We start from the raw sequence: 21,982 nt of genomic DNA on the forward strand, positions 1-21,982 counted from the left end.
GAGAGATCATATTCTATTGATTAATTATCTATTTTCCCTTGATAATTAATTGAAATTGCAAAAGCAGCCCCTTCTTATTCTGGTAATATTTTTTATTCTTGGAATTTTTTTTCAGGATAAGATGGTGTTGGATGGTGTTGCATTTTATTCAGTAATTGCAATGTGCTTGGTCATACTTACGGCAATTTGTTTTCATTCTTATTTTCTGCAAAAAATCAAAGTTGCCCTACTTACACTTTTGTTTTTTGGAGCAGGGGTTGTTCTTCATTATTATAATACTTCTGTGGATGATGTTTATTCATCTTTAAAAAAAGAAACGGTTGCTTTTAAAATTTCTCAAAAGTTAAATACAACAGAAAAATATAAAAAATATGAAGGAACTGTACAGATAGGCAATGCCAATTTTAATTCCATTGTATATGTTCCGGGAGAGATAAAAGAGTTGGATTTTACCCACTACTACAAAGCGAAAGCTTATATTACAAAACCTAAAGCTCCTCAGCATGATTTTCAATTTAACTATGTTCAATATCTGAAAAGAAAGCATATTGATGAGCAGATCTACCTTTCAAAAGAAATTGTATCTGCAGAACGAAACGACTTAACGCTGGTAGATCAACTCCGGCAATATAGATTTACGGCTCTTAAGAAAATTGATAAAACCTCTATTTCTGAAAAAACCAAAGAGTTTCTGAAAGGTATTATTCTGGCAGACCGAACTGAGATTGATGCAGGAACAGTTCAGGATTTCAATAAGTCCGGACTGGTTCATTTTCTGGCCATTTCGGGAACACACATTGTGGTCATTTTTGGGATGTTTTATTTTCTATTGATTCGTTTTATTCCTTTACAATTCAGAAAATATGCAGTTATTCTAAGTTTGGTTTTTATTTGGCTGTTTGCCGCTTTTATTGGTTTTGGAAATTCCGTTTTGCGATCCTGTATCATGCTGAATGTTTATTTTGTCTTCGTATTGCTTCAGAGGAAACCTGATCTGCTTCATTCTTTGGCTTTATCAGCTTTTCTTATTTTAATTGGAGATACACAGCAGCTTTTTGATGTAGGATTTCAGCTTAGCTTTTTAGCTGTTTTAGGAATTTATTGGCTGAATCAGCCTTTGTTGAAACATTTTCCAAAGCAGGATCACTATCTTAAAAAACTTTTGTTCAATACCATTACAATTTCTTTATCAGCACAGCTGGCAACACTTCCTTTGGTGCTGTATTATTTTCATCAGTTTTCATTCATATCCATTATTGCCAACTTTGTCATTGTTCCTTTTTCCGAGATTATTATTGTTTTCTCATTTATAATGACTGGTTTTATTGCATTCGGAATTGATTTTAAAATAATGAACCTGGTATATGATTTTGTTATTCAGATTCTGTTGAAAGCAATCCATTGGTTTGCTGAGGTAGATTTTTTGTTCTTTGAAAATATTCCTATGAATGGGGTTGAAGTACTGTCGGTTTTGATGGTAGTCTATTTATTAAGACCGGTTATTTTAAAGTTCAATTTTAAATATCTGATGAAGTTGATGATGGCTATTATTGCGTTTCTGATGATAAGAATCGGAAGTAATATCTTTGAAAATCAGAAAGAAGAGGTGTTGATTTATTCTTTGGGTAAAAGCAAAGTTTTTTCTGTAAAAAGAGGAGATAAAATCTGTTTTTGGATCTCTGACATGGAAAATAAGGCGAAAGTTCTAAGGTATATTATAAATCCTTATTGTTCTGCAAGAAGAGTGGATTATTTTGAAATAAAATCCTTCCCGCCCTCTACTAAAAAGGTAGTTTTCAGAGATCAGGTTTATAATCTCAAATAGGGCTTTATAATTTATACGTTTTCCTGCATTTATAATGTATGAGATTCTTATTTAGAAAGATTACAAACTGCCTAATTGTGAGATTTCTCACTTTTCGATATTGTTAAACTTTCTTAATTTTGTAGAAATTCAAATTTAAACTTATATGGCAGGTTTAACGAGTTCTACGATAGGTAGAAAATATGCTATGGCATTATCAGCTCTATTTTTGCTGATTTTTCTTATACTGCATTTGACGACCAATTTGTTATCAGTTCTGAACAAGGATGCATTCAACACCGCATCAGACTTCATGGGCTATAATCCTTTTGTGCAGTTCTTAATGCAGCCTATTCTTGGTTTTGCAGTAATTTTCCATTTCGTAATGGGATTTGTGCTTGAAATCAAGAATAATAAAGCGCGTCCGGTAAAGTATGCAGCAAACAACGCATCAGTGAATTCTTCATGGATGTCCAGAAATATGATTATTTCCGGAGCTGTTATTTTAGCTTTCTTAGCGCTTCACTTATATGATTTCTGGTTGCATGAAATTAATTACAAGTATGTAGAAGGATTGACTCCTGATGCAGAACGTTTCTGGCCGGAACTTCATGAGAAGTTTGCTGATCTTTGGAGAGTGGCTTTGTATGTGATCTCTTTTGTTTTACTAGGATTACACTTAGCACACGGATTCCAGTCTTCATTCCAGTCTGTTGGAGCAAGACATCCAAAATATACGCCGGTGATCAAAGCTTTCGGAACATGGTATTCAATCCTTATTCCTGCAGGATTCATCATCGTAGCAGTTTTCCATTTTATAACTCAATAATATCAATATACTAGTATGAGTAAATTAGATTCAAGAATTCCAGCGGGTCCTCTTAAAGACAAGTGGAAAAATCATAAAGACCATATGAACCTTGTTGCACCAAACAACAGAGATAAGATTGATATTATTGTTGTAGGTACAGGTTTGGCAGGAGGTTCTGCAGCAGCTACATTAGCTGAGCAGGGATATAATGTAAAAGCATTCTGCTACCAGGATTCACCAAGAAGAGCACACTCTATTGCAGCTCAGGGAGGGATCAACGCAGCTAAGAATTACCAGGGAGATGGTGACTCTACTTACAGATTATTCTATGATACCATTAAAGGTGGTGACTATAGAGCAAGAGAGGCTAACGTTTACAGATTAGCTGAAGTTTCTGCAAATATTATTGACCAGTGTGTTTCCCAAGGGGTTCCTTTCGGTAGAGATTACGGCGGTCAGCTAGATAACCGTTCATTTGGTGGGGTTCAGGTAAAAAGAACTTTCTACGCAAAAGGACAAACAGGACAGCAGTTATTATTAGGGGCATACTCTTCAATGAGCCGTCAGATCGGTAAAGGAAGAATCAAGATGTATAACCGTCATGAAATGCTTGATCTTGTAATTGTTGATGGAAAAGCAAGAGGGATTATCGCAAGAAACCTTGTTACAGGTGAGATCGAAAGACATTCAGCTCACGCTGTAGTTATTGCTTCAGGTGGATACGGAAACGTATATTTCCTTTCTACCAATGCAATGGGATCTAACGTTTCTGCAGCATGGAAAATTCACAAGAAAGGAGCTTACTTCGCAAACCCTTGCTACGTACAGATTCACCCGACTTGTATTCCTGTTCACGGAACACAGCAGTCTAAACTGACTTTGATGTCTGAATCATTAAGAAACTCAGGAAGAATCTGGGTTCCTAAAAAACATGAAGATTCAGTAGCCATCAGAGAAGGTAAATTAAGACCAGAAAATATTAAAGAAGAAGATAGAGACTATTATTTAGAAAGAAGATATCCTGCGTTTGGTAACCTTGTACCTAGAGACGTTGCTTCAAGAGCAGCTAAGGAAAGATGCGACGCCGGATTCGGAATCGAAAATAATGATACTCAGGAAGGAGTTTACCTTGATTTCTCTACAGAGATCATGAAAAAAGGTAAAGAATCCGCTATCGAAAAACATATTCATAATCCTACAGATCAGCAGATCTACGATTTAGGTAAGAGCTGGGTAGAGGAGAAATACGGTAACTTATTCGTAATGTACGAAAAAATTACTGCAGATGATCCTTACAAAACTCCAATGAAAATCTATCCTGCCGTTCACTATACAATGGGTGGTGTATGGGTTGATTATAACCTTCAGTCTACAATCCCTGGATGTTTCGTAATTGGTGAAGCTAACTTCTCTGACCACGGTGCAAACAGACTGGGAGCTTCTGCATTGATGCAGGGTCTTGCTGATGGATATTTCGTACTTCCTTACACGATTGCAGATTACCTTTCTGCAGACATCAGAACAGGAGCGATTCCTACCACTTCAGGAGCGTTCGACGAAGCTGAAAAAGGAATTAAAGAAAAAATTGACTTCTTCTTAAATAATAAAGGAACTCATTCTGTAGACCACTTCCACAAACAATTAGGAAACATTATGTGGAATAAAGTAGGAATGGGAAGAACTCCTGAAGGATTAAGAGAAGCGATCAAAGAAATTGAAGAAGTAAGAAACGATTTCTGGAAAAACGTAAAAGTACCGGGAGAAGGAGAAGGAATGAACACTGAGCTTGAAAAAGCATTCAGAGTAGCAGACTTCCTTGAACTTGGACAATTAATGGCTATCGATGCACTACACAGAAATGAATCTTGTGGTGGACATTTCCGTGAAGACCACTCAACTCCGGATGGAGAAGCGGAAAGAGATGACGTAAACTACAAATACGTCGGAGCTTGGGAATATCAGGGTGACAATATCAACACAGAAGTGTTGCATAAAGAAGAACTGATATATGACAACATCGAGGTTAAAACTAGAAGTTATAAATAATCTCCAACCTAAAATATAACATTATGAGTGCAAAAAAAGGCTTACATCTTACGCTGAAAATTTGGAGACAAAAAAATAGTAAAACTAAAGGTCAGTTTGAGACCTATAAAATATCAGATGTATCTACAGATTCTTCATTTTTAGAGATGTTAGATATCCTGAACGAAAATTTAATTAACGAAGGTAAAGAACCTATCGCTTTCGACCACGACTGTCGTGAAGGAATCTGCGGTATGTGTTCTCTTTACATCAATGGTAGAGCTCACGGGCCGGATACAGGTATCACTACCTGCCAGCTTCACATGAGAATGTTCAAAGATGGAGAGACGATCGTTATTGAACCTTGGAGAAGTGCTGCTTTCCCTGTTATCAAAGATTTGATGGTAGACAGAAGTGCTTTCGACAGAGTAATGGCAGCAGGAGGTTTCATTTCTGTGAATACTTCAGGTAATACACTGGATGCTAACGCTATTCCGGTTCCAAAAGAAGATGCAGACAAAGCAATGGATGCTGCAGCTTGTATCGGATGTGGAGCTTGTGTCGCTACATGTAAAAACGGATCTGCAATGCTATTCGTAGGAGCTAAAGTTTCTCAGTATGCATTACTTCCGCAAGGTAGAGTAGAAGCTAAGAGAAGAGTTCTGAACATGGTGAAAGCTATGGATGAAGAAGGATTCGGAAACTGTTCAAACACCGGAGCGTGTGAAGTAGAATGTCCAAAAGGTATTTCTCTTGAAAACATCGCAAGAATGAACAGAGAATACATGGCTGCTCTAGTAGATCAAGGATAGAATTGATTCAAATACATAAAAAATCGCCTTCATTTTTTGGAGGCGATTTTTTTATGAAATGCTAAGCCCTGTTAAAGTTTGTTAACTTATTGATAGGTTTTAGTCATTCTTTATTTAATAAGTATATATTTGGAGGGCAGTTGAATTGTTTTTTAAAAACTTTTAAATACAGCATGCTATTCAAAAAGAAAGGGTTAAAATAATTGGAATACCCTCTTTTGAACGGCAATAATAAAATTTTCAAAAAAAATAATTAGTGTGAATTAGCAAGCCCTAAAAAGCGTATTTTTGTGTAATATTAAAAATTGAAATGAAAAAATATCTTTTATTGTTTATCATCACATTCTTTGTGATGTCTTGTTCAAAAAAAGTAGAAGTAAAAGGAAAAATTACTGGAAGCTCATCATTAGAAAGAATTGAATTTGTAGAAGCTTCAGGAGTAGGAACGCTGCCTTTGATTAATATTGGTTTAGATAAAGACGGAAATTTCTCAGGAAGCTTTGAAGCTCCTAAAGATGGAATGTACGTAATCAACTATGCAGGAAGACAAAACCTGATTTATCTTGAAGGAGGACAAAAAGTAAATATTTCAGGAAACGGAGCTACTTTCCCAAATGAATATATAATCACCGGAGATGCTAAAAAGAACAACGACTTCCTTACAGCAAGTATGAAGTTCTTGGCAGACTATGGCAGCAAAGTTAACTTAGCAGGATTAATGGGCGGAGACGAAGCTGCATTTTTGAAAGGAATGCATAAAGTTGAAGCTGATATTAATAAAAATGTAGACGACTTAGCAAAGAAAAATAACCCAAGCAAAGGACTTCTTGAGTGGAAGAAAAATGATATAAAGGTGACTATTCTTAATTTGCTTGCCAACTATGAGATGTCTCACGGACCAATGTCTGGTAATCCATCTTACAAAGCTTCTAAAGCTTTCAAAGATTATGAAACTCAGTTAGAAACTGATAAAGAAGCGATGGTGAAATCAATCCCTCTTTACAGACAATATCTTCTTGTAAAAATGACTCCGGATTTCCAGAAATATGCGGAAGCAAACAGCAAAGGAAAAACAGGAATTACAACTTCTGAGATGTTTGCTCAGTACTTAAAAACAAAGAAAGATTTATCTCAAACTGCAAAAGACTATCTTTTAGCATTTGTAATGGCTCAGGCTGATATTCATCCTACGACTACACCTGCAAACATTGATAAAATCAAAAAAATTATTGATTCAGATATTAAAGATGCTACTATTAAAAGTGATCTTTTAAAAATGCAGGTAGCGATTACAGGACTTAAAATCGGTGATGCCGCTCCTGAAGCAGCTTTAGCAAAACAGGACGGAAAAGCTTATAACCTTTCTGAAAACAAAGGGAAACCTTATATGCTATTCTTCTATGCTTCATGGAATCCTTACATCAGTGAAGCTACAGTGCCCGTATTAAAAGAAGTGGTAAACTTCTATAAATCTAAAATGAATTTTGTATTTGTAAACGTAGATGATACAAAAGATCAGTTCATTAAAACAAGTAACTCTCTTTTAAAAGGAATTCAGGGAGTGAATGTTTACGGAGAAGGAGGTCTTAACTCTGATATCGCTAAGAAATATGGTGTATATGGATTCAAATTGCCTTGCTTTGTAATCATTGATAAAGATGGTAAAATTGCCAGCAGATCATTTGTAAACCTTGGTGAGCAGGAATTAGTAACGATTCTTGACAAGCAGACAGGTCTTGCAGCTCCAAAAGTAGAGCCAAATGCTCAAATGCAGCCGCAATTACAGCTTGATCCTTCTGCAATGCAGCAAGCTCCACAGCCAGCAAATCCACAGCCGGCTCCAACAAAATAGTAAACTTTAACACAGTATAGAAACCTTATCTTCGGATAAGGTTTTTTTTATTGTATTTTTGCAAACGAAATTGGAACTGAAAGGTTTCACAGTTTATTAGAAAAAATAGAAAATAGATGAAGTATAGAGTAGAAAGCTATCTTCATCACAAGAAATTGATATGAGAAAGAAGAAAGATGTAATTCTCGAAAATATTAAACTTTTCGCAGCAGGAGCAAAAGGAGTAGCTATCGGAAAAACTGAAGAAGGAAAAACTGTTTTGGTTTCCGGTGCGATTCCTGGAGACGTTGTAAATGCAAGAGTTAAAAAATCAAAGTCAAAATATTTTGAGGCTGAAGTAAAAGAAATAGTTGAGAAATCACCATTCAGAGTTGAACCAAAATGTATTCACTTCGGAACTTGTGGTGGTTGCAAATGGCAGAATATGAGCTACGAAAAGCAGCTTGATTTTAAACAAGAAGAAGTTTACAATAATATTAAAAGAATTGGAGGAATTGAAGATTTTGAAACTGTTCCGATTTTAGGCGCTGAAGAACAATATTTCTACAGAAATAAAATGGAATTCTCTTTTTCTAATGCTAGATGGCTAACTCAATATGAAATCAGTTCTGAAGAAAATTTCGGAAGCAGAGATGCTCTTGGTTTCCATATTCCGGGAATGTGGAGTAAGATTTTAGATTTAAAAGAATGCTTCCTTCAGGAAGATCCGTCGAATGCAATTCGTTTGACAGTTAAAAAATTTGCTGAGAACAAAGGGTTAGATTTCTTTGATGTGAAAAGCCAGGAAGGTTTCCTGAGAACTTTAATGATGAGACAAAACTCCAAAGGAGAATGGATGGTTCTTTTCCAGCTTTACAGAGAAGAAAAAGAAAACCGCACTCAGCTTTTTGATTATTTGTTAGAGCAATTCCCACAGATAAAAACGTTGGTGTATGCTATTAATCCTAAGCAGAATGATTCTATTTATGATTTAAATATCAATGTATATTTCGGAGATGGTTACCTTATGGAAGAAATGGACGGATTGAAATTTAAGATAGGACCAAAATCTTTCTTTCAAACCAATTACAAACAAGCTTTAGAATTATATAGAAAAACGCTTGAATTTGCCGATCTAAAAGGTGATGAAGTTGTTTACGATTTATACACAGGAACTGGAACAATTGCTCAATACGTAGCAAGAAATGCAAAGCAGGTTATCGGAATCGAATCCGTTCAGGAAGCAATTGATGCGGCAATTGAACATGCTGAATTGAATGGTTTAACCAACACAACGTTCTATTGTGGAGATATGAAAAACGTCTTTAATGACGAGTTTTTAGAAAATCATCCGAAAGCAGATGTTTTGATCACAGATCCACCAAGAGACGGTATGCACCAGAAAGTCGTAGAACAGATCATAAAGCTTTCACCGGAAAAAGTAGTTTATGTAAGCTGTAATTCCGCAACACAGGCGCGAGACCTTGCTTTGATGAAAGATCATTATACTTTAGTAAAGATCTTACCGGTAGATATGTTCCCGCAGACGCACCATGTTGAGAACATCGCGTTGTTGATTAAAAAATAAATTTATTTAAATTTGAATTTCAAATTGTAATATGAAACGTCAGTTCCGTCTGACCAAATAAAATAAAATGTACAGATGAAGTATTTTAAATTTCTCATAGTAATCTGCTTTTTAGGAATGCTTTTTTCCTGTGGAGGAGATGATGATATTTGCGAAAGTGGAGAAGGAACACCCAGAATGAAGGTCGCTTTCAGATCAATGGATACTGGAAAAGAAATTACATTGGATTCACTGTATGTAGCAGTAGACTATGGTGCCGGAAAAGTGCAGCTGGGGAAACTTACGAAAATTGATTCAAGATTAATTCCTTTACGAGTAGATACATCACCTTACACAGATGTCTATTTCAGATTAGCTGATAAAGGAGCGGAATCTAAAGTGAGAGTGAAATATGGTACCAAATCAACCTATGTTTCTCCTGGATGTGGCATCAAAAAATATTACGAGAGTTTAACCTCAGAATTAGTAACTCCGAATCCTGTTCAGAAAGTGGATGTCGGACAAAATCAAATAGAGAATGAAGACAAGACTAATCTTTACCTTTCTTTTTAGTTTATTTGGAATAATAAGCTGGGCACAAGACAAAAAAAAGGAAGCAGAGAAAAAGGTTCATGAAAAATATGAGCCCAATTTTATGGTTGGCCTTGATGTATTGAATACCGGAGCGGGTTTCTTTTCAGATAGAAAGCTATACCAGGGATTTATTTCTTCAAAACTCAGAGGAAATGTTCATGCCATTGCGGAAGCTGGTTTTGAGAAGAACGTATATCAGAAAAATGGTTATAATGCTAAGGCAAGTGGTCCTTTCGTTAAGTTAGGAGCGTTCTATATGCTGGCAAAGGATTCCGAAAATGAATTCAACGGATTTTATGCCGGTGGAAAAGTTGCAGGGGCATTTTATAACCAGGAATATATGGCGGTTCCCATTCGTGGATTTGGTGGAAGTAATTCTTCTGAAGCCTTTCCTTCATCATCGCAGTCTTCTTTTTGGCTCGAAGGAACCATAGGGGGTAGAGTACAGTTGTTCAGTTCCAATTTCTATATCGATGTAAATATGCAGCCAAGATATATGGTATATACTTCCAAACAGGATGATATCTCTCCGATGATCGTTCCTGGATTTGGAAAAAGTTCTTCAAAATTTAATATGGGATTTGCGTGGAATATTGCATATAAGTTCTAAATAAAAGATACTTTAAATAAATCAAATAGCCCTGGGAAATTTTCCCGGGGCTGCTTTTTTTTTAATTGTTGTCCTATTTTGAAAGTATGTATAATGTTTTTTTTGTATTTTTAATTATTATGTGATATATGTTGGTGTATTTGCATTTATATTTCCTTTTTGTTGTGGGGGATTAAGAATTTAAATAAGTATCTTAAAAGTGAATATTCTTATAAATCATGGCTTGTTATTTTTATTTTATTACAATTTGCTGATTATTTTTTTAAAATATATTATAACTTTTGTTAAAAACTAATATATTTGTAAAGTTTATAAAAATTAAAGATGCAAAAATCTACTACTTCAAAATCACTCTTTTTATTACCTTTATTATGTGCCGGTTTAATGAGCGCACAAAATACTGGCTGGACAGGACAGAAGAAAGAATCTGTTGCTAAATCTCCACAGGAACTTGCAAAAACTAACGGTTTCGACAGATGTGGTACAACAGAGTATGAAGACTTCTTAAGAAGACATTTTCCGGGAAGACTTACTACAGAGCAGTTTGAAGATTGGTTGAGACCATTAATTCAAAAAGCTAAGAATGAAAATTCACAGAATGGAAAATCACAAAATGGAGGTATTGTTACCATTCCTGTTGTTGTACACGTTATTCATGGTGGGCAGGCAGTAGGTACGGTTCCGAATATTGTAGATGAGCAGGTGATGTCTCAGATTACAGTAATGAATCAGGATTACCGTAAGCTGACAGGAACTCCAGGATTTAATAATAATGCTGTTGGGGCGGATGTTCAAATTCAGTTTGCATTGGCAAAAGTAGATCCAAATGGAAATCCTACCAATGGAATTGATAGAGTAAACTTATGCCAGACTTCTTTTAAGAAAGATGCTATTGACGCTTATGTAAAGCCTGAAACGATTTGGGATCCTACTCAATATATGAATATGTGGAGTGTGCAATTTGCTTCTCCAAATACGAATTTGTTAGGATATGCTCAATTCCCTGATGGTTCTAACCTTCCAGGATTAGATCCGCTTGGTGGATATGGTAAAACGGATGGGGTTGTTGCTAACTTTGCTACATTTGGAACAAGTGATTTAAATACGAATGGGACTTTTCTGTTATCGGCTCCTTATGATAAAGGAAGAACAATGACTCATGAGGTAGGCCATTTCTTGGGATTAAGACATATCTGGGGAGATGCTACTTGTGGGGATGACTACTGTGCAGATACTCCTACGGCTCATACTTCTAATGGTGGTTGTCCTACTAACATTGCAAGTTGTAATGATCCTTTAGTAATGGAAATGGTTCAAAACTATATGGATTATACTAATGATACCTGTATGAACATCTTTACGATTAATCAAAAAGATAGAATTACAGCGGTTATGAACAATTCTCCTAGAAGAGCTTCATTGAAGACTTCAGTTAAAGATATCGCGATTCCTTTATTTGCAAATGATGCAGAAGTTAAATTAGAAAGAACTTGTTCTGCAGTTACTTGTTCAGGATCATTGAACGTTCCGGTATCTTTATTCAACAGAGGAACAGGACTACTTACTTCAGCTCAGATCACTTATACAATTAATGGTGTTGCACAAACTCCTTATAACTGGACGGGTAGCCTTGCTCAGGATAAATCTCAGTTGCTTAGCCTTCCGGTGACAGCGGGTACAATGGGTGGTCCAATGACAATCAGTATCAGTACTGTAAATGGAGGAGCGGATCAAAGAGCTTCCAATAATACAATTAATGATACTTATGTAGGAGGACCAATGCCAGTCGCTCAGAATGTGGTGTTTAATCTTCAATTAGATTATTACGGAACAGAAACAAGCTGGACATTAAAGAACAGTGCAGGAACTACTGTTTACAGTGGAGGTGGTTATGCGGATCAAACAACACCTACTCTTCCGGCATTGATTACTCAAAACTGGACGTTAAGTACAGACGACTGCTATACTTTCACAATTAATGACGCTTATGGAGACGGTATTGCTCTGGATGGAGGTTATTACAACATCAAAACTACTTCAGGAACTGTTCTGTTATCTGGTGGAAGCTTCACTACTTCTCAAAGAAAAGTAATGAAAGCTCAGACCTTAGGGACAAGTGAAGTTGATAAGAAAAATAATTTCGGAATCTATCCAAACCCTGTAAGTGATTTCTTAAATGTTACCAAAGTATCTGCTAAAGCTACATTTGAAATTCATAATGCAGTGGGTCAACTTGTGAAACAAGGAACAATTGATAACAACAAAGTAAATGTAGGTGAGTTGTTAAGAGGAAATTATATTATTACTGTAAAGGATAATAATATTTCAGAAAACTTTAAATTCATCAAAAAATAAAGATAATCTTTAAATTTTATTAAATCCCCGGGGTCTCTCGGGGATTTCTTTATTTAAAGCATAAGTGGATATATTGTCATTTTTTTTCAAAAAAAACATAAATGTACCTGTAAATTAATAATAAAAAATGATTAGATTTGTCTGATTAATATTATAATGAAAAACATTATGAAGAAACTCTTTACCTCTTTAATTCTGTTTCTCTGTTTGATTTGTACAGGCTTTGTATCCAAAGTCTCAGCTCAGGCAGGCCAGATCGGGACAGGAACGGGTACCTCAGTGTATCTCCCAATACGTTCCTATTATGGGTATAGCTATTCCCAGCAGATTTATACTGCTTCGGAAGTTTCGACTGCCATTGGTACGTCGACCTATATCACGGCAATAAAGTTTTATTCTACCACCGTTGCAACCTCTCAGGATGTGTATAAGGATTGGGTAGTATACATGGGAAACACCACCCAAAATAACTTTGCCTCCCTTACAAACTGGGTTCCTTTAAGTGCCCTTACTCAGGTATATGCCGGAGTTATACCCACTTTAACAAACGGAAACTGGGTAACTCTTCAATTGGCAACACCATTTTTATGGAATGGAACAGACAATCTTGTGGTTGCTGTAAATGAGAAAACTCCAGGTTATGCATCTTCACCAGGTACAGCTTGGGGATCTTATAATGCAGGAGCAAATAGAGGTATGATTTATTATGAAGATTCTGCAAATCCGGACCCTGCTGCGCCACCTGCAGCAAAAGATAGACTTGCAGATATTCCTAGAGTACAGTTTGAAAGTCATGCGCTGCCGGCTTGTTCAGCAGCACCACCTACCAACATTACCGTTTCAAACCTTACAACAACCTCAGCTAACGTAGGTTGGTATCTCTCTGCAGGTGCTACTTATGTTGTAAGATACAGACCTCTGGCCGGAGGCCCTTGGGTGACAATTAATGTCACAACTCCTTTAGTAGGAAACCAGATTATTACAGGATTAACTGAACAGACTGCATACGAAGTTCAGGTAGCTACTGTCTGCGGAGGTACTACAGGTGCCTTCTCACCAAGTTTGAACTTTACAACTCCTGCATTAAGTTATTGTGCTTCAGCGGCGACGAGTACTTTTATTGATGGATACATTGGCCAGGTTGCAGTTAATGCACAAGGAGCTCCTTCCATGCTAAGTAATTCTGGTCAAAGTGGATATACAGACTACAGTACAGATCCTACAAGATTAGTTACTTTGGTAAGAGGTGGTACAGGTACTGTTTCGGTATCGAAAGTATGGCCGGATTATCAGTATAGCTTCTTAACTGGAGTTTGGATTGACTATAACCGTAATGGTATTTTTGAAGCTTCTGAAAGAGTATTGACTTCACCAAGTAATACAACAACTCCGGTTACAGCAACATTTACGGTACCTACAACTGCAAGTGGAAATGTATATACAGGAAACCTGACTACCAAAATGCGTGTTGTAATGAATGAGTATAGCCCTATTAATGCTTGTGGTACTTATTCTTATGGAGAGACTGAAGATTATGCTGTTAAACTTATTGATTTGTCAGCATGTACTACAGCTCCGCCTTCAAACATTACTGTAAATAATGTAACCCCTTCTTCAGCTAACGTTACTTGGACGTCAACTACAGGAGCTACTTATATTGTAAGATACAGAGTTTCACCTTCTGGTGCTTGGCAGCAGATTACTGTAAATACACCTTTAATAAGTAACCAATTACTTACAGGATTATTGGAGCAAACTGCATATGAAGTTCAGGTAGCTACTGTCTGCGGAGGTACTACAGGTGCCTTCTCACCAAGTGTAAACTTTACAACTCCGGCTCTTACTTACTGTACAGCAGGTCCTTCAAGCAATACAGCTACAAGTGGCTATATTAATAATGTAACGGTTACTCCGACGAATGCTCCTATTATGTTGAGCAATTCCGTATCAGATAATTATAAAGATTATACAACAGATCCTACAAGAGTCGTTATATTTGAAAGAGGTTCTGCAAATAATAAAATTTCTGTAAACAAATACTGGCCAGGTACTCCTACATCTTATGGAGTTGCAGCTTGGGTAGATTTTAACAGAAATGGAACATTTGAAACAAGTGAGAAGATTCTGAACAGTACTTATAGTACAACTACTCCTGTAACCGCTACTTTTGCTGTACCAACAGTGGCCAGTGGAAATGTATATACAGGAACTCTTCCTACCCGTATGCGTGTCGTAATGAGATACTTCGATAATGCTAACCCTTGTGGAACATTCACTCAGGGAGAAGTGGAAGATTATGCTGTGAAGTTTGTAGATTCTCAACCTTGTACAACTGCTCCTCCAACAGGTATTACAGTGAACAATGTTGCAGCAACTACTGCAACCGTATCATGGATTTCTACTGTGGGAGCTACTTATACCGTAAGATGGAGAGTCGCACCAAGTGGAGCTTGGCAGACTGCTACCGTTCCTGCAGGTCAGAACTTCTACGGAATTACTGGTCTTACAGAACAGACGAATTATGAAGTTCAGATTTCTACAACATGTGGAGGAACTACAGGAGCTTATTCATCGTCAGTAGCGTTTACAACACCACCATTGTCTTACTGTCAGATGACAGGTACAGGAACCAACGACCATATTTCGAATGTAACGGTTACCTCTTCGAACCTTGGGGTTCCACCAATGAATAACACATCAGTACAGACCAACTATATCAGCTATACTACTCCTGAGACTCTTATTACTTTAGATGTAAATTCTCAAAATAATAAAATCTCTGTAGCAAAAGGCTGGACCGGTGCAACCGGAAACGATGCTGTAACTGCATGGCTTGACTTTGACAGAAACGGTCAGTTTACTGATGCTGAGAGAATCTTAATTTCTCCTGCCAATACAACGACCCCTGTTACTGCTACTTTTGCAGTTCCATCAACAGCTTATACAGGAGCATTGACTACTACCCTGAGAGTTGTATTGAAACGTACAAGTGCTCCGGTAATGTGTCAGAATGCAGTAGACGGAGAAGTAGAAGACTACAGAGTAAGAATAAGACCTTGCAGCAATGCAACTCCTAACGCACCAACATTTACTACAACCCATACATCAGCTACTGTTACTATTACAGGAGCAGGAGTAAGCTATGTAGTAAGATACAGAGTTCAGGGAACAACAGCTTGGACAGAAGTATACGCTTCAACACAATTGGGTAACCTTCCATTAGTAATTAACGGATTGATACCAGCTACCACTTATGAAGTAGAAGTAGCAGCTATTTGTGGAGATATTGTAGGAACAGCAACTCCGATCAAGACCTTCACGACAAGATGTGATCCTACTCCTCCAAACGTAACAGTAAGTAACATTACTCCAACCACGGCATTGATTACTTGGGCTCCGCTAGCAGCAAGCTCTACGTATACGATGAGATGGAGAAAAGTAGGAACTACAACATGGAATATTATAAGTTTACCGGCAGCTCCTGCCAACACTTATGTATTAGGAAGTGTAACAGCATTAGAGCCCTATACAACTTATGAAGTTCAGATTGCTAATCAGTGTAACGGAGAAACAACCTTGAATCCATATTCAAACCCTAAAGTATTTACTACAGAAAGAATATGCCAGATTCCTCCTCCGGGATTGACTATTACTCAATTATTGCCTACATCGGCAGAGATCACATGGGATCCTTTCCCAGGAGCAACGTATGTTCTTAGATATAGAAAAGTAGGAATTCCAAGCTGGACAGAGGTACCATCATTAGTAAATAACTTAGTATTGACAGGTCTTACCGAATTAACGAAATATGAGATGCAGGTAGTAAATATCTGTAATGGTACCCCAGGAAACTATACTCCTCCATACTACTTCACGACTCCTACAGTAATTTACTGTAAGATGAAGGCTGGAAGTTCAGTAGGAGAGCATATTTCTAAAGTAACAGTGAAGCCAACTGGTAAGAAAACGATGGAGAATGAATCAGGAGCATCTACGTATACCGATTACACAGGAGTTCCTAAAACATTCATCGAAATGATCCAGGGCTCAACAGACAATGAGATCATCATTGAGAAGAAATGGACAGGAACGACCTATGATGAAGGAATCGCTGTATGGATTGATTTCAACAGAAACGGTGAGTTTGATATCAACGAAAGAGTATTTACTTCTTCACCTAATTCAAACAGTCCTGTATCAGGTAAGTTCAATGTACCTGCTGATGCATTCGTAAGTATGACAGATTATAAGTATGTTGTCATGAGAGTAGCGATGTCAAGAGATGGTGTCCCTGTAAACTGTACAGACTTCAAGAATGGAGAAGTAGAGGATTATACAGTGAGAATCTCCAAACCAATTGCATCTAATCCGATTGATCAGACAAGTATCATGATTTATCCAAACCCTGTAAGTTCCGTATTGTTTGTGAAGAATATCAGCAAGAGAGCTAAATATACGATCTACAATGCAGCAGGACAGGTAATCGCCAATGGTATCTTACTGAACAACCAGATCAATGTAAGCAAATTGATTAACGGTGTTTATGTAATCGATATCGAAGATAACGGTAACACTGTTCAGAAGAAATTTATCAAAGAATAAATAAGTTTAAATTTCAAATAGAATAAGCCTCCATTGCTGGAGGCTTATTTTTTTTAAAAAATACCCAATATTTTTTGTGAAATTCCATAAAATAGGGGTTTTAAAATGGTGATAATTAATTTGAGTTATTCTTTTATTAATATATGATAATGATTTACTTAATCTAATTGGTTATTGATAAAAATATGATTAATTTTGTAAAGATTAACATATATATCTAACCAAAACATTATGAAGAAACTCTTTACTTCTTTAATTCTGTTTCTCGGTTTGATCTTTGGGATCTCATTACATGCCCAGGTCGTAACCATTGGAACAGGAACCAGTACGCAGCGATATCCTTTGACACCCTATTATGGATATCAGAGATCTGCATCGCTATATACTGCTGCAGAAATAAACACCCCTGGTGGAGGCAGTATCTTATCCGTAGGATGGGAGGCTACCGCAACCATGAACATTACCTTCCCGGTAAAAGTTTATTTAAAATCCGTACCATCCACTACTACAGCCATTACGGCTCAAAACTGGAATACGGTAACTACTGGAGCGACTTTAGTATATAGCGCGAATGTAACCAGCCTTGCAGTAGGATGGAATACACTTCAATTACAGCTTCCATACACCTACAATGGAACGGATAACCTAATGGTTTTAGTTGAAACCAATTATGGAGGATCCGGAGGAGGTTCTGGAACTGCTGGCGCAGGCTTTAAATATAGTACTGCAACAGCAGGTCACATGTATTTTGAAGCAGATACAACTGCTCCTACAGGGAATGGAACAATAAGTGCAAACAGACCCAATGTTCGATTGACTTTTGGTACAGCACCTACGTGTTTACCAATGCCTCCAGGCGGAACTTTATCCACAGGAACAATAACACCTACCAGTGCAGTATTGAACTGGACAGCGTATTCATCTGTGCCTGCGGGCGGGTATGATATTTATTACAGTACCACAAACACTGCTCCAACAGCAGCAACGGTACCGTCACAAAACGTTCCTTCAGGAACCACAACAACTCTTTCACCATTAGTACCTAACACAACGTACTATGCGTGGGTGAGAGCAAAATGTAGTGCTACGGACCAAAGTACATGGTCTGGACCCGTAACTATTACTACGCCTCCAACATGTCCGCCAATGCCTACAACGGGAACTTTATCCACAGGAACAATAACACCTACCAGCGCAGTCTTAAACTGGACGGCTTTTGGATACGTACCTGCAGGAGGGTATGATATTTATTACAGTACAAGTAACACAGCTCCAACAGGAGTGACTGTACCGTCACAAAACGTTCCATCCGGAACTACTGCAACACTTTCTCCACTTACCCCTAACACAACATATTATGCATGGGTAAGAGCAAGATGTAGCGCAACAGATCAAAGTGCATGGAAAGGACCCCTTTCTTTCTATACAGGATATTGTATACCTACAGGTGGTACTTCAAGTACTTCATATTACCTGAATAATATTACAACAACAGGAGGTATTTCCAACTTGAATTATACAGCAAACAGCTATACGGCATATGTAAATAACTCAGCTACTGTGTTTTCTGCAATTCCTAGTACTTCTGTTACTGTTAATCTGGCTACGTCAGGAACTAGTACTTACTATCATTATATTTGGGTTGACTGGAATAATGATATGAGTTTCACCGGGCCTGGAGAAACTATCCTTGCTACTACCACTTATGCAGCAACAGCTACCGGAACAATCCCAATCGCTGCAGGACAGGCTCCTGGTAATTACAGAGTAAGAATGGGAACATCTTGGCTAGGAAACATTACTCCATGTGGACCTGCTGCTTATGGTAACTATGTGGACTTTACATTAAGTGTTATTGCTTTACAACCATGTTCTGCTGCACCACCAAGTAATATTGCAGTTTCAAACCTTACAGCAAGTACAGCTCTTGTATCATGGATTCCTGCAATAGGAGCAACATATGTTTTGAGATACAAAAAAGTAACTGATGCTACCTGGACTACAATTAACATTACAACTCCGCTTACAAGCAGCCAGTTGTTAAGTAATTTAGTAGATCAGACTGCTTATGAAGTTCAGATGGCTACTATTTGTGGAGGTACTACAGGAGCATTCTCACCAAGTGTAACATTTACAACTCCGCCATTAACTTACTGTACAGCTAACCCTACAGGGAATACTGGAACCAGCGGATATATTAATAATGTAACGGTTACGCCTACGAATGCGCCTATTATGTTTAACAATTCGGGATCGGATGGTTACAAAGATTATACTACAGATCCTACTAAAATGATTACCCTGGAAAGAGGTTCAGGAAATACCAATAAAATTTCTGTGAACAAATACTGGCCAGGTTCCAGTAGTTCTTATGGAATTGCAGCATGGATCGATTTTAACAGAAATGGAACATTTGAAACTAGTGAGAGAGTTCTGAATACTACTGCCAGTACAACTACTCCTGTTACGGCTACTTTCCCTGTACCAACAATTGCCAGTGGAAATGTATATACAGGAACTCAACCGACACGTATGCGTATTGTAATGAGTACAAGTAGTACGAATAACCCTTGTGGAACATTTACTCAGGGAGAAGTGGAAGATTATCCGGTAAGATTTGTAGATTCTCAACCTTGTACAACTGCACCTCCAACGGGTATTACAGTGAATAATATTTCGGCAAGCAACGCAACGGTATCATGGATATCTACTGTTGGAGCTACTTACACTGTAAGATGGAGAGTTTCTCCAAGTGGGGCTTGGCAGACTGCTACTGTTCCTGCAGGTCAGAACTTCTACGGAATTACGGGTCTTACAGAACAGACGAATTATGAAGTTCAGGTTTCTACAACATGTGGAGGAACTACAGGAGCTTATTCAGCATCAGTAGCGTTTACAACACCACCATTGGCTTATTGTCAAATGACTGGTTCCGGAACCAACGACCATATTTCGAATGTAACGGTTACCTCTTCGAACCTTGGGGTTCCACCAATGAATAACACATCAGTACAGACCAACTATATCAGCTATACTACTCCTGAGACTCTTATTACTTTAGATGTAAATTCTCAAAATAATAAAATCTCTGTAGCAAAAGGCTGGACCGGTGCAACCGGAAACGATGCTGTAACTGCATGGCTTGACTTTGACAGAAACGGTCAGTTTACTGATGCTGAGAGAATCTTAATTTCTCCTGCCAATACAACGACCCCTGTTACTGCTACTTTTGCAGTTCCATCAACAGCTTATACAGGAGCATTGACTACTACCCTGAGAGTTGTATTGAAACGTACAAGTGCTCCGGTAATGTGTCAGAATGCAGTAGACGGAGAAGTAGAAGACTACAGAGTAAGAATAAGACCTTGCAGCAATGCAACTCCTAACGCACCAACATTTACTACAACCCATACATCAGCTACTGTTACTATTACAGGAGCAGGAGTAAGCTATGTAGTAAGATACAGAGTTCAGGGAACAACAGCTTGGACAGAAGTATACGCTTCAACACAATTGGGTAACCTTCCATTAGTAATTAACGGATTGATACCAGCTACCACTTATGAAGTAGAAGTAGCAGCTATTTGTGGAGATATTGTAGGAACAGCAACTCCGATCAAGACCTTCACGACAAGATGTGATCCTACTCCTCCAAACGTAACAGTAAGTAACATTACTCCAACCACGGCATTGATTACTTGGGCTCCGCTAGCAGCAAGCTCTACGTATACGATGAGATGGAGAAAAGTAGGAACTACAACATGGAATATTATAAGTTTACCGGCAGCTCCTGCCAACACTTATGTATTAGGAAGTGTAACAGCATTAGAGCCCTATACAACTTATGAAGTTCAGATTGCTAATCAGTGTAACGGAGAAACAACCTTGAATCCATATTCAAACCCTAAAGTATTTACTACAGAAAGAATATGCCAGATTCCTCCTCCGGGATTGACTATTACTCAATTATTGCCTACATCGGCAGAGATCACATGGGATCCTTTCCCAGGAGCAACGTATGTTCTTAGATATAGAAAAGTAGGAATTCCAAGCTGGACAGAGGTACCATCATTAGTAAATAACTTAGTATTGACAGGTCTTACCGAATTAACGAAATATGAGATGCAGGTAGTAAATATCTGTAATGGTACCCCAGGAAACTATACTCCTCCATACTACTTCACGACTCCTACAGTAATTTACTGTAAGATGAAGGCTGGAAGTTCAGTAGGAGAGCATATTTCTAAAGTAACAGTGAAGCCAACTGGTAAGAAAACGATGGAGAATGAATCAGGAGCATCTACGTATACCGATTACACAGGAGTTCCTAAAACATTCATCGAAATGATCCAGGGCTCAACAGACAATGAGATCATCATTGAGAAGAAATGGACAGGAACGACCTATGATGAAGGAATCGCTGTATGGATTGATTTCAACAGAAACGGTGAGTTTGATATCAACGAAAGAGTATTTACTTCTTCACCTAATTCAAACAGTCCTGTATCAGGTAAGTTCAATGTACCTGCTGATGCATTCGTAAGTATGACAGATTATAAGTATGTTGTCATGAGAGTAGCGATGTCAAGAGATGGTGTCCCTGTAAACTGTACAGACTTCAAGAATGGAGAAGTAGAGGATTATACAGTGAGAATCTCCAAACCAATTGCATCTAATCCGATTGATCAGACAAGTATCATGATTTATCCAAACCCTGTAAGTTCCGTATTGTTTGTGAAGAATATCAGCAAGAGAGCTAAATATACGATCTATAATGCAGCAGGACAGGTAATCGCCAATGGTATCTTACTGAACAACCAGATCAATGTAAGCAAATTGATTAACGGTGTTTATGTAATCGATATCGAAGATAACGGTAACACTGCTCAGAAGAAATTTATCAAAGAATAGATAATCTATCTAAATTTCAAATAGAATAAGCCTCCAGCAATGGAGGCTTATTTTTTATAC

General features: G+C 37.6%; 11 protein-coding genes. All 11 read left to right on the forward strand.

Translation table 11 applies throughout. The features are described 5' to 3' along the window. The first annotated feature begins 55 nt into the window (after window positions 1–55). Window positions 56–1,825 (forward strand): ComEC/Rec2 family competence protein, encoded by a 1,770-nt coding sequence (locus ACM6F9_RS01575; RefSeq protein WP_414844108.1) that lies wholly within the window; start codon window positions 56–58, stop codon window positions 1,823–1,825. Between the two features lie 145 nt (window positions 1,826–1,970). Then, window positions 1,971–2,633: a succinate dehydrogenase cytochrome b subunit gene (locus ACM6F9_RS01580; RefSeq protein WP_414844109.1), complete on the forward strand. Its 663-nt coding sequence runs from the start codon at window positions 1,971–1,973 to the stop codon at window positions 2,631–2,633. Window positions 2,634–2,648: 15 nt separating this feature from the next. Next, on the forward strand, window positions 2,649–4,661 hold the full coding sequence (locus ACM6F9_RS01585; RefSeq protein ID WP_414844110.1) for a fumarate reductase/succinate dehydrogenase flavoprotein subunit: 2,013 nt from the start codon (window positions 2,649–2,651) through the stop codon (window positions 4,659–4,661). A 23-nt stretch (window positions 4,662–4,684) separates the two neighbouring features. Continuing rightward, window positions 4,685–5,452 carry a succinate dehydrogenase/fumarate reductase iron-sulfur subunit gene (locus ACM6F9_RS01590; RefSeq protein WP_062675785.1) on the forward strand — a complete coding sequence of 256 codons (768 nt, stop codon included), beginning with the start codon at window positions 4,685–4,687 and terminating at the stop codon, window positions 5,450–5,452. Window positions 5,453–5,762: 310 nt separating this feature from the next. Then, window positions 5,763–7,304, forward strand: a complete 1,542-nt coding sequence (locus ACM6F9_RS01595) for a TlpA family protein disulfide reductase (protein ID WP_414844111.1) — start codon at window positions 5,763–5,765, stop codon at window positions 7,302–7,304. A gap of 160 nt (window positions 7,305–7,464) precedes the next feature. Continuing rightward, a complete protein-coding gene (gene rlmD, locus ACM6F9_RS01600) occupies window positions 7,465–8,871 on the forward strand; it encodes a 23S rRNA (uracil(1939)-C(5))-methyltransferase RlmD (protein WP_414844112.1) in 1,407 nt (468 codons plus the stop codon). A 75-nt stretch (window positions 8,872–8,946) separates the two neighbouring features. After that, entirely contained in the window at window positions 8,947–9,423 is a 477-nt protein-coding gene (locus ACM6F9_RS01605; RefSeq protein WP_414844113.1) for a DUF6452 family protein, read from the forward strand. Further along, window positions 9,389–10,054, forward strand: a complete 666-nt coding sequence (locus ACM6F9_RS01610; protein ID WP_414844114.1) for a DUF6048 family protein — start codon at window positions 9,389–9,391, stop codon at window positions 10,052–10,054. The genes ACM6F9_RS01605 and ACM6F9_RS01610 overlap by 35 nt, the downstream gene beginning before the upstream one ends. Window positions 10,055–10,378: 324 nt before the next feature. After that, entirely contained in the window at window positions 10,379–12,409 is a 2,031-nt protein-coding gene (locus tag ACM6F9_RS01615; RefSeq protein WP_414844115.1) for a M43 family zinc metalloprotease, read from the forward strand. A gap of 168 nt (window positions 12,410–12,577) precedes the next feature. Continuing rightward, complete coding sequence (locus ACM6F9_RS01620; RefSeq protein WP_414844116.1) at window positions 12,578–17,011, forward strand: GEVED domain-containing protein; 4,434 nt, start codon at window positions 12,578–12,580, stop codon at window positions 17,009–17,011. A gap of 231 nt (window positions 17,012–17,242) precedes the next feature. Then, entirely contained in the window at window positions 17,243–21,922 is a 4,680-nt protein-coding gene (locus ACM6F9_RS01625) for a GEVED domain-containing protein (protein ID WP_414844117.1), read from the forward strand. Window positions 21,923–21,982: the final 60 nt, after the last annotated feature.

Source organism: Chryseobacterium sp. IT-36CA2, assembly GCF_949767875.1.
In the GTDB taxonomy this organism is placed as follows: domain Bacteria; phylum Bacteroidota; class Bacteroidia; order Flavobacteriales; family Weeksellaceae; genus Chryseobacterium.

Bases quoted from the DNA above. Each gene is read 5' to 3' on its own strand.
- ACM6F9_RS01580 (WP_414844109.1), top strand. From the start codon at position 1,971: ATGGCAGGTTTAACGAGTTCTACGATAGGTAGAAAATATGCTATGGCA.
- ACM6F9_RS01585 (WP_414844110.1), top strand. From the start codon at position 2,649: ATGAGTAAATTAGATTCAAGAATTCCAGCGGGTCCTCTTAAAGACAAG.
- ACM6F9_RS01590 (WP_062675785.1), top strand. From the start codon at position 4,685: ATGAGTGCAAAAAAAGGCTTACATCTTACGCTGAAAATTTGGAGACAA.
- ACM6F9_RS01595 (WP_414844111.1), top strand. From the start codon at position 5,763: ATGAAAAAATATCTTTTATTGTTTATCATCACATTCTTTGTGATGTCT.
- rlmD (WP_414844112.1), top strand. From the start codon at position 7,465: ATGAGAAAGAAGAAAGATGTAATTCTCGAAAATATTAAACTTTTCGCA.
- ACM6F9_RS01605 (WP_414844113.1), top strand. From the start codon at position 8,947: ATGAAGTATTTTAAATTTCTCATAGTAATCTGCTTTTTAGGAATGCTT.
- ACM6F9_RS01610 (WP_414844114.1), top strand. From the start codon at position 9,389: ATGAAGACAAGACTAATCTTTACCTTTCTTTTTAGTTTATTTGGAATA.
- ACM6F9_RS01615 (WP_414844115.1), top strand. From the start codon at position 10,379: ATGCAAAAATCTACTACTTCAAAATCACTCTTTTTATTACCTTTATTA.
- ACM6F9_RS01620 (WP_414844116.1), top strand. From the start codon at position 12,578: ATGAAGAAACTCTTTACCTCTTTAATTCTGTTTCTCTGTTTGATTTGT.
- ACM6F9_RS01625 (WP_414844117.1), top strand. From the start codon at position 17,243: ATGAAGAAACTCTTTACTTCTTTAATTCTGTTTCTCGGTTTGATCTTT.